The 13748-nt window shown below is 60.4% G+C and carries 14 protein-coding genes; 5 read left to right on the plus strand and 9 right to left on the minus strand.

The window, feature by feature from the left end:
- Positions 1 to 134: 134 nt before the first annotated feature.
- From ACJO3T_RS06665 to ACJO3T_RS06675, 3 genes are all read left to right on the plus strand, one after another.
- Positions 135 to 275 (plus strand): DUF3096 domain-containing protein, encoded by a 141-nt coding sequence (locus ACJO3T_RS06665; protein WP_406961456.1) that lies wholly within the window; start codon positions 135 to 137, stop codon positions 273 to 275.
- Positions 276 to 547: 272 nt separating this feature from the next.
- Positions 548 to 1180 (plus strand): flavin reductase family protein, encoded by a 633-nt coding sequence (locus ACJO3T_RS06670; RefSeq protein WP_406978120.1) that lies wholly within the window; start codon positions 548 to 550, stop codon positions 1178 to 1180.
- 175 nt (positions 1181 to 1355) lie between these two features.
- On the plus strand, positions 1356 to 2477 hold the full coding sequence (locus tag ACJO3T_RS06675; protein ID WP_406978121.1) for a DUF2855 family protein: 1122 nt from the start codon (positions 1356 to 1358) through the stop codon (positions 2475 to 2477).
- Here the strand turns inward: ACJO3T_RS06675 and ACJO3T_RS06680 are convergent.
- Positions 2456 to 3010 carry a TetR/AcrR family transcriptional regulator gene (locus tag ACJO3T_RS06680; protein WP_406978122.1) on the minus strand — a complete coding sequence of 185 codons (555 nt, stop codon included), beginning with the start codon at positions 3008 to 3010 and terminating at the stop codon, positions 2456 to 2458. The genes ACJO3T_RS06675 and ACJO3T_RS06680 overlap by 22 nt on opposite strands.
- A gap of 410 nt (positions 3011 to 3420) precedes the next feature.
- Between ACJO3T_RS06680 and ACJO3T_RS06685 the strand changes: the two genes are divergently transcribed.
- The gene (locus ACJO3T_RS06685; RefSeq protein WP_406978123.1) at positions 3421 to 3846 is read left to right on the plus strand and encodes a PACE efflux transporter; all 426 of its coding nucleotides are present in this window, start codon (positions 3421 to 3423) and stop codon (positions 3844 to 3846) included.
- Between the two features lie 42 nt (positions 3847 to 3888).
- Here the strand turns inward: ACJO3T_RS06685 and ACJO3T_RS06690 are convergent, their stop codons facing one another.
- Positions 3889 to 5031: a C4-dicarboxylate TRAP transporter substrate-binding protein gene (locus ACJO3T_RS06690; protein ID WP_406961448.1), complete on the minus strand. Its 1143-nt coding sequence runs from the start codon at positions 5029 to 5031 to the stop codon at positions 3889 to 3891.
- A gap of 199 nt (positions 5032 to 5230) precedes the next feature.
- Here ACJO3T_RS06690 and ACJO3T_RS06695 point away from each other — a divergent pair, with 199 nt between their 5' ends.
- Positions 5231 to 6505, plus strand: a complete 1275-nt coding sequence (locus ACJO3T_RS06695; protein ID WP_406961446.1) for an O-acetylhomoserine aminocarboxypropyltransferase/cysteine synthase family protein — start codon at positions 5231 to 5233, stop codon at positions 6503 to 6505.
- 36 nt (positions 6506 to 6541) lie between these two features.
- Here ACJO3T_RS06695 and ACJO3T_RS06700 read toward each other — a convergent pair whose 3' ends face one another.
- The 7 genes from ACJO3T_RS06700 to ACJO3T_RS06730 form a co-directional block, all read right to left on the minus strand.
- Positions 6542 to 7297, minus strand: coding sequence for a transporter substrate-binding domain-containing protein (locus tag ACJO3T_RS06700; RefSeq protein WP_406961444.1), 756 nt, complete (start codon positions 7295 to 7297; stop codon positions 6542 to 6544).
- A gap of 177 nt (positions 7298 to 7474) precedes the next feature.
- On the minus strand, positions 7475 to 9220 hold the full coding sequence (locus ACJO3T_RS06705) for an ABC transporter substrate-binding protein (RefSeq protein WP_406961442.1): 1746 nt from the start codon (positions 9218 to 9220) through the stop codon (positions 7475 to 7477).
- A 173-nt stretch (positions 9221 to 9393) separates the two neighbouring features.
- Positions 9394 to 9669, minus strand: coding sequence for a DUF2160 domain-containing protein (locus ACJO3T_RS06710; protein ID WP_406961440.1), 276 nt, complete (start codon positions 9667 to 9669; stop codon positions 9394 to 9396).
- 9 nt (positions 9670 to 9678) lie between these two features.
- Positions 9679 to 10488 (minus strand): carbohydrate ABC transporter permease, encoded by an 810-nt coding sequence (locus tag ACJO3T_RS06715; protein ID WP_406961438.1) that lies wholly within the window; start codon positions 10486 to 10488, stop codon positions 9679 to 9681.
- A 9-nt stretch (positions 10489 to 10497) separates the two neighbouring features.
- On the minus strand, positions 10498 to 11364 hold the full coding sequence (locus tag ACJO3T_RS06720; protein WP_406961436.1) for a carbohydrate ABC transporter permease: 867 nt from the start codon (positions 11362 to 11364) through the stop codon (positions 10498 to 10500).
- Positions 11361 to 12458: an ABC transporter ATP-binding protein gene (locus ACJO3T_RS06725; RefSeq protein WP_406961434.1), complete on the minus strand. Its 1098-nt coding sequence runs from the start codon at positions 12456 to 12458 to the stop codon at positions 11361 to 11363. Before ACJO3T_RS06725 ends, ACJO3T_RS06720 begins: the two co-directional genes overlap by 4 nt.
- Positions 12451 to 13545, minus strand: coding sequence for an ABC transporter ATP-binding protein (locus ACJO3T_RS06730; RefSeq protein WP_406978124.1), 1095 nt, complete (start codon positions 13543 to 13545; stop codon positions 12451 to 12453). Before ACJO3T_RS06730 ends, ACJO3T_RS06725 begins: the two co-directional genes overlap by 8 nt.
- Positions 13546 to 13748: the final 203 nt, after the last annotated feature.

Genomic DNA, 13748 nt, shown 5'->3' on the forward strand with positions numbered 1-13748 from the left:
TCCAGCCCGACTGTCCATAGTCGATTGTTTTGCTAGGCTATAGCGGAGCTTTTCGGATTCTCCGTAACTCCTGCCTGGCCTGCATTGGCAGATGACGAGCAGGCCCCGGGCCACTACAACAGGACTCAACCACTATGACACTTCACCTGGAACTCGCGCCCCTGATCAGTCTCGCCGCCGGCATTGGCATCCTGATCTTCCCTCGCCTGCTGAACTACATCGTGGCGGGGTACCTGATTATCTTTGGTGTGCTTGGGTTGCTCGGTCATGTCTGAGCGGTTGTTTTTTGCCCGATCAGGCCGCCATTCTGTTGCTGATCTAAGGAGTAAGGGCTAAGTCTCCTATTATGCTCTCAGGCGCCCGGCGGGCGCTCCCCCTCTCCCCGACCCATTATTCGGGCCTTTGGCCCTCACCCTTCGGGCCAGCCTGCGGCTGTTCTGCGCTTCGCTGGTCCCTCGTTGGGGAGAGGGAGTATATGGCTGGTTGATCGGAATTGGCCCGGCTATCGAATACTTACAGAATTTCCCGTCACATTCAGGTGCGCTTTATGAGTGAGGATATCCATTTCTACGAACCGGCCAACGGGCACGGCCTGGCCCATGATCCCTTCAATGCCCTGGTGGCGCCACGTCCGATCGGGTGGATCTCGTCCCGGGACAGTAACGGCGTGCTTAACCTCGCCCCCTACAGTTTCTTCAATGCCTTCAACTACCACCCGCCCATCGTTGGCTTTTCCAGTATCGGCTACAAGGACTCGGTGCGGAATGCCGAGGCCACCGGCGAGTTCTGCTGGAACCTGGTGACCCGCTCCCTCAGTGAAGCCATGAACGAGACCTGTGCCCAGGTGGGGCCGGAGGTGGATGAGTTCACCCTGGGCGGCCTGACACCCAAGCCCTCCCGGGTGATTTCCGTGCCCCATGTGGCGGAGAGTCCGGTGGCGCTGGAGTGCCGTACGTCCCAGGTACTCCAGCTTGCCGGTGCCGACGGGCGGAAGGCGGACACCTGGATGGTATTCGGCGAAGTGGTTGGCGTGCATATCGCCCGGCACCTTATCCGCGATGGCATCTATGATACCGCCGCAGCGGAGCCGGTGCTTCGCGGTGGCGGGCCGGCGGACTACTTTACCGTGGGTGCCGCCCAGAAGTTCCAGATGCACCGCCCCAAGCCACCCCAGTCTTGAGCAGATACCCCGAAAAGCCACCATCGCGCCTTGACCAAACCTGAACACGCCCCTCCCTGTGCCCGAGGAATCGGGCGCCCGGCCTCGCCATTCAAGGACCTGCAAACCTGAACCATCCCGCCGGCGCCCGTTGCTACCATAGCTTCTCGCCCATTGTTTAAGAGAGCTTGCGACCATGACTTCCCAAACCCCATCAGAAACCATGACCTTTCAACGGTTGCTCACCCACAAGGAGCAACTGCATGAGAGCCGAATCGAGGACGGTCAAATGGAGGCGGAGTTAAGCGAGGGTGAGGCCATCATCAGACTTGAGCGCTTTGGCCTGACAACGAACAACATTACCTATGCGGCTTTCGGGGATGCCATGGAGTACTGGAAGTTCTTCCCCACCGGCCGGGATGACTGGGGACACATGCCCGTATGGGGTATTGGCCGCGTCATTGCCTCGGCAACCGATGGCGTCCGGGTGGGAGACCGGTACTTTGGATACTATCCGATGGCCACGCACCTGAAGCTCGTCATCGACAAGGTGACCCCGCGGGGCTTTGTCGAGGTATCAGACCATCGCCAGGGCCTGCCGGCAGCGTACAACTACTACACCAACTGTGGTGACACCGATACCAGCGCTCCGGAAAGCGATTACCGGATTTTGCTGCGCCCGCTGTTCCTCACCTCGTACATGCTTTCAGACTACCTGATGGATAACGACTTTTTCGGCGCCCGCCAGATCGTCATTTCCAGCGCCTCCAGCAAAACGGCGTTCGGCTCGGCGTTCTGCATCCAGGGAAATACCGATGCCCGGATCATCGGACTGACCTCGGACAGAAACCGGGCCTTTGTCGAAAGACTGGATTGCTACCCGTCAGTCGCTACCTATGATGAACTGTCGTCGATCGATGCCGACAGCCCCACTCTTTACATCGATTTCTCGGGCGACAGTCACTTGAGAGAACGTATTCACCAGCACTTTGGCAACAACCTGGTGCACGACTGTTATGCAGGTTCGTCATCCAACCTGGAGTTCAATTATGAAAGTATTGACGATAACAACCTCAAGACCCGTTTCTTCTTCGCCGCACCTCACTACCGCAAGCGGGTCAGGGAATTGGGTGGACGTGCCGTACTTACGGCCATGGACGCCAGGCAGGCGGAGTTCATCCAGGCCCTGAGCAATCCGGACGCCCCCTGGGTGAGTCTGTGCTTCAGCGACGGTCTGGAAGAGGCCGCGCAGGTTATCGGGCGTTTATGCCACAACAGGGTGGGTCCCGATGAGGGTCATATCGTGGTCCTGCCCTGATCGGTGGGGGCTCCGATCAGGCTCAGGCACATGTCATACGTTGAGTCCAGCCAGTCGCCGAGCTCCCGGGCTTCCACCTGGGCCAGCAGGCGATAGCGTCGGGCCCCCCATACCATGGTGAACAGGGTTCGAATGACTTCAGGGGCGGGCGGGCTGGCCAGGTCAGGCCAGCCAGACACAATCTCAATCCAGGTATCCGACAATCTTTCGAAGGCCCGGCGGTGATGTGTTTCCAGGGCTATCTGCCCTTCCTGCAGAAGCATGGTGCGATCCAGGTAAGGGGCTTCCGGGTCAGCCCCCGCCGTTACCCGCACAACGTCAAACAATCGCTCCGTCCAGGCCGCATTGCACTGCTGCTGATCCCTGGTCCTGAGCCGTTCAATATCCCACTCTATACAGTGCCGGACATACCCCGACAGTAGCGCCGTGGTGTTTGGGAAGTATTCGTAAATGGTGCCTACCGCAAAGCCCGTTTCCTCTGCTATCGCCCGTGTGGTGACCGCCTGGGGCCCCTGCCTGCACCAGATCCTCACAAAGCCATCGTAGATAACCTGAACGGTGAACCTGGCCCGGTCCTGTCGCGGACGTTTTCGAGGAAGGTGTACAATCGGTTTCTTCTGCAAGCTGTTCTATCCCCCGCGTTAAAGGCGATTGATGGCCTTTTGCCGTTTGCTTCAAACTTAGCCGCACCCTCAACAGGATCCAAGTTCTTTGAAACATTTTCGGCTCCACGAGCCTCTCATGCCGGCCTCCGGCTATGTCTCAAGGTCCGATCGGGACCCGGCATGACAGGGATAACCCCCTGGCCGATATCGTGGTTCCTTCTGATGGATGACAGGTAGCCTGCTCAGTATACTTGGACAAACTATGCAGTCATTGGGGACGACCCCACCCATACCGGGACCTGAACGCGGGACGACCCGTTTTCTGATTTTTCCCAACCATGAGAACCACCAGAGACAGAATCCGCCAGGCCATTTCCTTCGAGGTGATCGGCCTGCTGCTATCCGTACCCCTGGCCGCTGCGGCCTTCGGCTTTGATACCGGTAAGACTGGTGTACTGGGCGTGATTGGCGCCACCATGGCGACCGTCTGGAACTATCTGTTCAACCTGATGTTCGACCACGGACTGAAGCGATGGACGGGGTCCACCCATAAGTCCCTGGGCATGCGCTTCCTCCATGCCATCAGTTTCGAGCTGGGGCTGATGCTGGCGTTCCTGCCCATCATTGCCTGGTGGATGGACATTGGCCTGCTGGAGGCGCTGATCGTTGATATCGCCTTCGTGCTCTTCTACCTGGTCTATGCCTTTGTCTTTACCTGGGCCTACGACACGATCTTCCCGGACCGGGAGCCGGCCACCGGCTGACGCTGATGGGGCCATCCTTTACCGGATGGCCCCATCAGTGCTTTAAAGACCGTACTGGCCGGCATCGACCTTGGAGAACACTTCCTTCCAGTAGATGTCCGCCAGTTCCTCACTGGTCTGGACATCGTCGATCAGCCCACGCCATTTGCTGAGCAACTCACGGAAGGTCTCAATCCGGGCTTCGGCGTTTTCGATGCCGTAGCGCTCGGAATAGCCCTGGGCAATGGTTTTCAGGTCGGTCTTGATGAACTCGCGGTTGTCCGCGTTCATGGCGTCTGTCGCCTGGGTGATGCCAATGCCCTGCTCCCGGGCGGTTTCCTCGTTGTCGACGGCACCCTGCTCATAGCCCCAACTGAACTCGGCCGACAGTATGGCGGTGGCCTCCAGCAGGGCCTTGCGCTGGGCCTCGGAGAGCGAGCGCCAGGTATCCAGGTTGATGTTGGCTGAGCCGACCCCGCTGAATACGCCGCTGGGGTAGTTCACGGTAATGTCGTCCACCACTTCGAACAGGTTGAACACCGACAACTCCGAGGTGGACTGGACTGAACAGTCCACCACACCCTGGCTCAGGCCTTCGTAGATTTCATTGACCGACATGGTGATGGGGTTGGCACCCACTGATTCCGCCCACCGGGCCCACTGTGCGCCCGAAGTACGCAGGTTCTTGCCTTCAAGGGCCTCCAGGCTGTCCACCTTCTCCCGGCACAGCAGGGAATAGGGAGGCGTGGCGGCACTGCCAAGGAACAGCTGGTTCTGGGCCGCGAACTCGTCACGGCATTCCTCGCAGTTCAGGAAGATGAACTCGGACATGGCGCCGGTGTAGACGAGCCCGGCCTGGTCGGAACCGCCCTCCGTCAGTTCAATGGACATGGACACTTCCGCCACCATATTGGTGTGGGCGAAATTGCCAGGGAAATAGGGCGTCAGCACCACACCCATGTCAGCCATGCCATCGCGGATGCCTGAGGGTGTCTCCCGCAGGTTCAGTAGCGACAGCTCGAACACCCGGGCACCGAGTTCACCACCGGACAACTCATCCAGACGGCTTTCAAAGACACCGAGGGCATCGCTGGTGATACTGCCCTGGGGATAACCCGAGGCAAACCTGAGATCAGTGGCCTGGGCGGACAACGGTGAGACCAGACCCAGAACGGCCAGTCCCACGCCAATGGACGTGTTTTTCATTTTGGGGGTACTCCTGACATTGTTTTTGTTTGAATCGGACAATCCCGAATTCATTGGTCACTATACGTGAGCAAGACAACCGGTTCTACGATGCAATGGCGCCCATCGTCGTCTCATGGAGCACTATTTCTGTGCCATACTCTTCCACCATCCGGCTAATGCCCAGACACCAAAAAAACCAATAAAGGAGTCAACCAACATGAAACCAGAAACCCTGGCACTGCACGCAGGCTTCAGCGGCGACCCCACGACCCACGCCGCGACGACCCCCATCTACCAGACCACATCCTATACCTTTGACGACACCCAGCACGGCGCGGACCTGTTTGACCTGAAGGTGCAGGGCAACATCTACACCCGCATCATGAACCCCACCAACGGGGTGCTGGAGGAACGCATGGCGCAACTTGAGGGTGGTGTGGGTGCGCTGGCGGTGGCTTCCGGCATGGCGGCCATCACCTACGCCCTGCAGACCATCTGCACCGTTGGCAACAACATTGTCAGTACCGCCCAGCTTTACGGCGGCACCTACAACCTGTTTGCCCATTCCCTGCCCAACCAGGGTATCAACTGCCGTATGGTGGCCCACGATGATTATGACGCCATCGAAAAGGCCATCGACGACCAGACCCGCGCCCTGTTCTGCGAGTCCATCGGTAACCCGGCGGGCAACGTGGTGGACATCCAGAAATGGGCCGAGATCGCCCACAAACACGGCATTCCGCTGATCGTGGACAACACCGTGGCCACCCCCTTCCTGTGCCGCCCGTTCGAGCATGGTGCGGATATCGTGGTGCATTCCCTGACCAAGTACATTGGCGGCCATGGCACCACCGTGGCCGGCGTGGTGGTGGATTCCGGCAAGTTCGACTGGAAGGCCAGCGCCGACAAGTTCCCCATGCTCAATGAGCCGGATCCCTCCTACCATGGCGTGGTCTACACGGAAGCCCTGGGCGAGGCGGCGTTTATCGGCCGCTGCCGGGTGGTGCCCCTGCGCAACACCGGCAGTGCCCTGTCGCCGTTCAATTCGTTCCTGATCATGCAGGGCCTGGAAACCCTGGCCCTGCGCATGGAGCGGCACTGCGAGAATGCCGAGAAGGTTGCCCAGTACCTGCAGGATCACCCCAAGGTGGAGTGGGTCAACTACGCTGCCCTGCCCGGCAGCCCGTATAAGGCCACCTGCGACAAAATCTGTGGCGGCAAGGCTTCGGGCATCCTGAGCTTTGGTATCCAGGGAGGTCGCGACGCGGGGGCGAAGTTTATCGACGCGCTGCAACTGATCTACCGGCTGGTGAACATTGGCGACGCCAAGTCCCTGGCCTGCCATCCGGCCACCACCACCCATCGGCAACTCAATGCGGATGAACTGCGCAGTGCGGGGGTGAGCGAGGACCTGGTGCGGCTGTCCATCGGCATCGAGCATGTGGACGATATCATTGCCGATATCGACCAGGCTCTGCAGGCCGCCGGCTAGTCAGCAACCGGGAGGGGCCAGCGGCCTCCTCCCGACCTATCCCTCCGGGTCATCCTGCGACTGCAACGCCTCCTCCGGATACCCGGACATACGCTGTTTCTGCCGTATCTCATCCTCGAACCGCACGCGGCAGGTGTCGATACTCTCGGCAAGTCGCTGTTCAAGCCCGGTGTCCAGGAAAGCCCGGGACACATAGAGGGAGGAGGGAACGGAGCCCGCAGGCTGGGTATATAAGGGCTCATCCACCTCCCGGAGGATGTCCGGCAGTATTACCTGGGGCACGATAGTGAAGTCCGCCCGGCCCAATTTGAGCATGGTGAACACCTGCTGCCAGGAGCTCACCTCAATCCTCCTTGTCCGGACACTTTCCACAAAGCGCGCCCCAAGATGCCCCCTGGGCAACACATAGAGCAGGTCACCGGCCTCCTCCATTGGCGGTAATTCCCGGAAGGACAGGAGCAGGTACCTGATATCGATGAGGTTACCGGGAAAGACGCCGTACCGGTCACGATCCGGTGAACTTGCCAGCGGCATGGCCACCGCGATTTCGCCGTTCTCCAGGTGGAACAGGCTACGGACCAGCGGTAACTGCACAAACGAGAAATCAAACCCTGTGCCACCGAACACGCACTGATAGATCGGCGCCGCAATTCCCGCCAACTCACCGTTCTCCACGCGGATGATATCCGACGCATTCTCGCTCACCGCCACACGGAATTCCGCCGCCAACACAGGCGTGGATACAAGGCATGCCGACAGCAACAATAACAGGCCTACCAGGCTGGACTTCATAACTCTCCGGCGTCGAGACAGACAACATCCATGGGGGTCGGTCAACCTGACGCCTGTCAGCACCAACCGCAATGGTCGGCATTGCACCACGGAAATCCTGGCAAGTCCATTGGCCATCATAAAAAAGGGGCGCACAATGCGCCCCTCAATGGTTTAACAGTCTGAGCAGCTTTCAGATCAACTCTCCCTTGCTTCCTGCCAGCTCTTGACCAGCTCATCATAAGGCACAGTTTCGCCCTGGGGTTTCTCATTCTCCAGCTTGGGCTTGGGTGCGCCGTTCTGGTCCAGCCAGTACTCGGCCTCCCTTTCCTCGTTCAGCCGTGGCCCGCAGGTCTCCATGACCTTGGCCCGCTCCAGGCGCATCATGATGTTGTCCTGGGCTTCCGCCAGGCCGTCCAGGGCTTCCTGGGGAGTCGCCTCGCCACTGGCGGCCTGGGAGATATACTGCCACCAGAGCTGGGCCAGCTTCGGATAGTCCGGTACGTTGGTGCCGGTGGGGCTCCACTGGACCCTGGCCGGACTGCGATAGAACTCCACCAGACCGCCCAGCCTGGGGGCCGCATCGGTCATGGCCTGGGAGTTGATATCAGACTCGCGGATCGGGGTCAGGCCCTTGAGGGTCTTCTCCAGGGACACCGTCTTGGCCACGGTGAACTGCGCGTACAGCCAGGCCGCCAGGCGACGCTCCTCGGGGGTGGAGTCAAAGAAGGTCCAGGAACCCACGTCCTGATAACCCAGCTTCATGCCCTCTTCCCAGTAGGGACCGTGGGGCGACGGCGCCATGCGCCATTTCGGGGTACCGTCCTCGTTCACCACCGGCAGGCCTTCTTCGATCATGCTGGCGGTAAAGGCGGTGTACCAGAAGATCTGCTGGGCGATGTTTCCCTGTGCCGGCACCGGCCCTGCCTCGGAGAAGGTCATGCCCGGAGCCTCCGGCGGGGCGTACTTCTCCATCCAGTCCAGGTACTTGGTGGTGGCGTAGACCGCCGCCGGACCATTCACCGCGCCACCCCGGGTCACGCTGGAACCCACCGGATGACAGTCTTCCACCCGGATACCCCACTCGTCCACCGGCAGGCCGTTGGGCAACCCCTTGTCGCCGGCACCGGCCATGGAGAACCAGGCATCGGTAAAGCGCCAGCCAAGGGAGGGATCCTTCTTGCCGTAATCCATGTGGCCGTAGACCCGTTCGCCGTCAATCTCCTTGACGTGTACGGTGAAGAACTCGGCGATGTCCTCATAGGCGGACCAGTTCACCGGCACGCCCAGCTCATAGCCGTATATGTCCTTGAACTGTTCCTTCAGGTCCTCCCGCTCGAACCAGTCCGCCCGGAACCAGTACAGGTTGGCGAACTGCTGATCGGGCAACTGGTACAGTTTGCCATCCGGCGCGGTAGTGAAATCCAGGCCGATAAAATCGTCCAGGTCCAGGGTTGGCAGGGTGTAGTCCTTTGCCTCGTTCTCCATCATGTCGGAAATGGGCACCACCTTGCCGTAGCGCCAGTGGGTACCAATCAGGTCGGAGTCGTTAACGTAGGCATCGTATATATTGCGGCCCGACTGCATCTGGGTCTGCAATTTCTCGATGACGTCCCCTTCCTGGATCAGGTTATGGGTCAGGTTGATGCCGGTGATCTCCCGGAATGCCTGTGCCAACCGGCTGGCCTCGTATTCGTGGGTGGCGATGGTCTCCGACACCACATTGATATCCATACCCCGGAAATCCTCCGCCGCCCTGGCGAACCACATCAGCTCTTCCAGCCGCTGTTCTTCGCTCAGGGTGGAGGTGGAGAACTCCTTCGCCCACTTGCGGGCGGCATCTTCATACTGGTCGGCGCTGACCGACCCGGTGAAGCCTGCTCCTAACGCCATCAGTGCGGCACCAAGGAGCAGCAGTCGCGGATCTTTCTTGTTGTTCAACATATCCAACCTCGTCTCTTCCTTTGCTCCGACCCCATGGGAATCGGGCCGGATGGTTATTGTTGGCAGTGACGACGATATATCGTCCTGTCGATCTGACTGGTCACGGGGACCTGTTCGTCTGCGTTCCTGTCTATTCGTTCATCCTCCCTGAAACCGGTTGATCCATGGCCGTTTCACCCCCACCGCAACAGCACCAGCCCCCACACCACCGACACCGCCAGGGCAATCCACAGGGACACCTCACTGACCCCCAGGAACACCAGGTGGATATAGGCGGCGGACAACAGCCCGATAAACAGGCGGTCGCCACGGGTGGTGGCGATGGGCAGGAAACCCTTGCGCTCGACGCAGGGGGAAACGATCTCGAACACCGACATCACCACCAGGATGCCGGCGATAACAGCGAAGAAAATGGCAACGGGTTGGGTCCAGTTCATCCAGTCCAGCATAAGCCCCCCTTACACACGCCCCAGGGCAAAGCCCCGGGCCACATGGTTGCGCACGAACCAGACCACCAGCACGCCGGGCAGGATGGTGAGCACCCCGGCGGCCGCCAGCACACCCCAGTCGATGCCGCTGGCGCCGATCGTTCGCGTCATGATGGCGGCGATGGGCTGGGCGTCCACGGAGGTGAGCGTGCGTGCCAGCAACAGTTCCACCCAGGAGAACATGAAAATGAAGAAGGCGGTGACACCAATACCCGAGCGGATCATGGGCATGAAGATCTTCACGAAGAACCGGGGGAAGGAGTAACCGTCGATGTACGCCATCTCGTCGTACTCCCGGGGCACCCCGGACATGAACCCCTCCAGGATCCACACCGCCAGGGGCACGTTGAACAGGCAGTGGGCCAGGGCCACCGCGATATGGGTATCGAACAGGCCGATGGACGAATAAAGCTGGAAGAACGGCAGCAGGAACACCGCCGGCGGCGCCATGCGGTTGCTCAGCAGCCAGAAGAACAGGTGCTTGTCCCCCAGGAAACGGTAGCGACTGAAGGCGTAGGCCGCCGGCAGCGCCACCACCAGGGTGATCCCCATGTTCATGACCACGTAGATCATGGAGTTGATATAGCCCGAGTACCAGCTCGGGTCGGTGAAGATCACCCGGTAGTTGTCCAGGGTGAAGTTATGGGGCCACAGGGTCAGGCCGCTGAGGATCTCCTGGTTGGTCTTGAACGACATGTTCAGCAACCAGTAGATGGGTGTCATCAGCAGCACGATAAAGACCGTGATGCCAACCCCTTTTGAGCGAACTCTCTGCTTCATGACGGCCTCCTACCGGTCCTTGTCCATGTGGGTGATGGCGGTGAAGAACAGCCACGACACCAGCAGCACGATCAGGAAGTACACCAGCGAGAAGGCGGCGGCCCGCCCCAGGTCAAACTGCCCCACCGCCATGGTGGTCAGGGTCTGGCTCAGGAAGGTGGTGGAACTGCCCGGCCCACCACCGGTGAGCACGAAGGGCTCGGTGTAGATCATGAAACTGTCCATGAACCGCAGCAGCACGGCAATCACCAGCACATTGCGCAGGCGTGGTAACTGGATGTACCGGAACACCGCCCAGCGGGACGCCCGGTCAATCTCCGCCGCCTGGTAGAAGGCTTCCGGAATGGCCCGCAGACCGGAGTAGCACAGCAGAGCCACCAGGGGCGTCCAGTGCCATACATCCATTAGTAGCACCGTCAGCCAGGCATCCACCGGGTCGCCGGTGTAGTTGTAGTTGAACCCCAGCTCATTGAGCCCCCAGCCGAACAGACCGATATCACCCCGGGCGAAGATCTGCCAGATGGTACCCACCACGTTCCAGGGGATCAGCAGGGGAATCGCCAGCAGGATCAGGCACAGGGAGGCGCGGATGCCACCCTTGGGCATCATCAGGGCGATCCCGATGCCCAGGGGAATCTCGATGGCCAGCACCGCCGCCGAGAAGCCTATCTGCCGATACAGCGATTCCCGCAGATACTCATCCCGCAGCACATCCCGGAACCATTCCGTGCCCACATAGTAGGCATTGCCGGGGCCGAAGATATCCTGCACCGAGTAGTTCACCACCGTCATCAGCGGCACCAGGGCGGAAAACGCCACCAGCAGGAATACCGGCAGCACCAGCCACCAGGCACGATTATCCGGTATCTTGCTCATGACGCCTCCTCCACCAGGTACTCGTCGGCGTAGAGTTTCAGCCACCGGGTCGGAAAATGCAGGTGGACGGTCTGACCCCGTTCCACCCGGGTGTCTTCAGGCAGTCGCACTTTCAGGGTCTGCTCCTCCAGTCGGGCGCTGAGGATCTGATAGGTACCCAGGTCCTCCACGTCCTCCACCACGGCGGCATGAGCACCCTGCCCCGGTTCCGCCAGTTCCACGAACTCCGGCCGGATGCCCAGCTTGAGGTTGTCGGTGTCCAGCCCCTTCAGCCGATCACACAGGTCCGCCGACAGTGGGATGTCCGTCTGCCCGAACCGGACGCCGTCACCGGAGCGACCGACCGGCATCAGGTTCATGCCCGGGCTGCCAATGAAGAAACCGACAAAGGTGTGGTTGGGGTTCTCGAACAGCTCCGTGGGCGTGCCGAACTGCACGATTCGCCCCTCGTACATCACCGCGATCTTGTCCGCGAAGGTGGAGGCCTCCAACTGGTCATGGGTGACATAGATCATGGTGATATCGAATTGCTCATGGATCTGTTTGAGCTTGCGGCGCAGTTTCCACTTGAGCTGGGGGTCGATCACCGTCAGCGGTTCATCGAACAGGATCGCGGACACATCCTCCCGCACCAGCCCCCGGCCCATGGAGACCTTCTGCTTCTCGTCGGCGGTCAGGTTGCGGGCCTTGCGACCGAGCAGGTTTTCCAGCTCCAGCACGCCGGCGATCTCTTCCACCCGTTCACGGATCCGGGCTTTCGGCACCTTGCTGTTACGCAGGGGAAACGCCAGGTTGTCGAACACCGTCATAGAGTCGTACACCACCGGGAACTGGAACACCTGGGCGATGTTGCGGTCCCGGGGCGAAAGGTCATTGACCCGCTTGCCATCAAACAGCACTTCCCCCTCGGAGGGCGCCAGCAGCCCGGAGATAATGTTGAGCATGGTGCTCTTGCCACAGCCGGACGGGCCAAGCAGGGCGTAGGCGCCGCCCTTCTGCCAGACATGGTCCAGGTGCCGGATGGCATAGTCGTCCGGCCCGGACGGGGCCCGGCTATAGCTGTGGGCCATGGCAGTCAGGGAGATCTCAGCCATTCAGACCTCCCGTATCCGTTGGCGTGTGGACCAGCGCATGTTGCTGGTCAAACACGAACAGCCGGTTCATGGGCAGATAGACCTGCACGTTATCTCCCGGATGGTAGGCGTGAACGCCCAGTTCCTGAATCACCATCTCCAGTTCCCGGTTGCGGACATGCAGGAAGGTTTCCGAGCCGCTGATTTCCCCCAGCTCCACTTCCATGTCGATCTTCAGGTCATCGTCACTGGCCGGTGCCAGCCCGACGTGGCTGGGGCGCACGCCGAACAGGTAATCCCCCTCCGGCAGGCCTTCCAGCTCCCGGGTCAGGCTATGGCTGCTGATGTCATCAAAGCTGACATTGCGGTTGCTGACCCGACCGGGCATCAGGTTCATGGGTGGCTCACTGAACAGCTCCGCCGCCAGGGTATTTACCGGTCGCCGGTAGACATCCGCCACCGGCCCGGTCTGGATCACCCGCCCTTCATGGAGCAACGTGGTGGTGCCGCCCAGGGCCAGGGCCTCGTTGGCCTCCGTGGTGGCGTAGACGGCAATGCACTGGCGCTCCCGGAACAGGTGTCGAAGCTCGGACCGCAGCTCCTCCCGCAGTTTGTAGTCCAGGTTCACCAGCGGCTCGTCGAACAGGATCAGGGTGGCGTCCTTGACCAGGGCCCGGGCCATGGCGGTACGCTGCTGCTGGCCGCCGGACAGTTCCAGTGGGTAGCGCTCCAGCAGGTTGTCGATGCGCAGCATGGCGGCGGTCTCCCGCACACGGCGGTCGATCTCGCTACGGTCCATGCGGGCCAGACGCAGCGGCGAGGCGATATTCTCGTGCACCGTCAGGTTCGGATAGTTGATGAATTGCTGGTAGATCATCGAGACATTGCGTTTCTGCACGCTCTGCCCCGTCACATCCTTGCCGTTATAGAGCAGGCGCCCGGCATCGGGCCGGTCCAGCCCGGCCATCAGGCGCATGAGAGAGGTCTTGCCCGCCAGGGTGCGCCCCAGCAGAACGTTGAACGAGCCCGCCTCGAAGGTCAGGTTCGCATCACGGATATAATCCACGCCGTCCACGGCACGGGAGATATTCTCCAGTTGCAGCGACATCCGGTTTCCTTACTTGTTCTTATGCAGGTTGGAGTGTTCCGCCTGCTTTCCTTTTCGTCATGCTCACCACCGGGGGTGAGTCCGGTTTTCGGTGAACGATCCTATTGTTTCTAGTACAGGGTTCGTATGTTCGCAAACAATCAGCGCATCCTCGGCGAATAACAGACAGTACGGGCAATGCTGCGCTGCCCCTCACGGTTAAC

Source organism: Marinobacter shunpengi, assembly GCF_045449715.1.
In the GTDB taxonomy this organism is placed as follows: Bacteria; Pseudomonadota; Gammaproteobacteria; order Pseudomonadales; family Oleiphilaceae; genus Marinobacter.

What these genes read in the sequence shown, in the direction of transcription:
- ACJO3T_RS06665 (WP_406961456.1), top strand. Translation starts at nt 135, where the DNA reads ATGACACTTCACCTGGAACTCGCGCCCCTGATCAGTCTCGCCGCCGGC.
- ACJO3T_RS06670 (WP_406978120.1), top strand. Translation starts at nt 548, where the DNA reads ATGAGTGAGGATATCCATTTCTACGAACCGGCCAACGGGCACGGCCTG.
- ACJO3T_RS06675 (WP_406978121.1), top strand. Translation starts at nt 1,356, where the DNA reads ATGACTTCCCAAACCCCATCAGAAACCATGACCTTTCAACGGTTGCTC.
- ACJO3T_RS06685 (WP_406978123.1), top strand. Translation starts at nt 3,421, where the DNA reads ATGAGAACCACCAGAGACAGAATCCGCCAGGCCATTTCCTTCGAGGTG.
- ACJO3T_RS06690 (WP_406961448.1), bottom strand. Translation starts at nt 5,031, where the DNA reads ATGAAAAACACGTCCATTGGCGTGGGACTGGCCGTTCTGGGTCTGGTC.
- ACJO3T_RS06695 (WP_406961446.1), top strand. Translation starts at nt 5,231, where the DNA reads ATGAAACCAGAAACCCTGGCACTGCACGCAGGCTTCAGCGGCGACCCC.
- ACJO3T_RS06700 (WP_406961444.1), bottom strand. Translation starts at nt 7,297, where the DNA reads ATGAAGTCCAGCCTGGTAGGCCTGTTATTGTTGCTGTCGGCATGCCTT.
- ACJO3T_RS06705 (WP_406961442.1), bottom strand. Translation starts at nt 9,220, where the DNA reads ATGTTGAACAACAAGAAAGATCCGCGACTGCTGCTCCTTGGTGCCGCA.
- ACJO3T_RS06710 (WP_406961440.1), bottom strand. Translation starts at nt 9,669, where the DNA reads ATGCTGGACTGGATGAACTGGACCCAACCCGTTGCCATTTTCTTCGCT.
- ACJO3T_RS06715 (WP_406961438.1), bottom strand. Translation starts at nt 10,488, where the DNA reads ATGAAGCAGAGAGTTCGCTCAAAAGGGGTTGGCATCACGGTCTTTATC.
- ACJO3T_RS06720 (WP_406961436.1), bottom strand. Translation starts at nt 11,364, where the DNA reads ATGAGCAAGATACCGGATAATCGTGCCTGGTGGCTGGTGCTGCCGGTA.
- ACJO3T_RS06725 (WP_406961434.1), bottom strand. Translation starts at nt 12,458, where the DNA reads ATGGCTGAGATCTCCCTGACTGCCATGGCCCACAGCTATAGCCGGGCC.
- ACJO3T_RS06730 (WP_406978124.1), bottom strand. Translation starts at nt 13,545, where the DNA reads ATGTCGCTGCAACTGGAGAATATCTCCCGTGCCGTGGACGGCGTGGAT.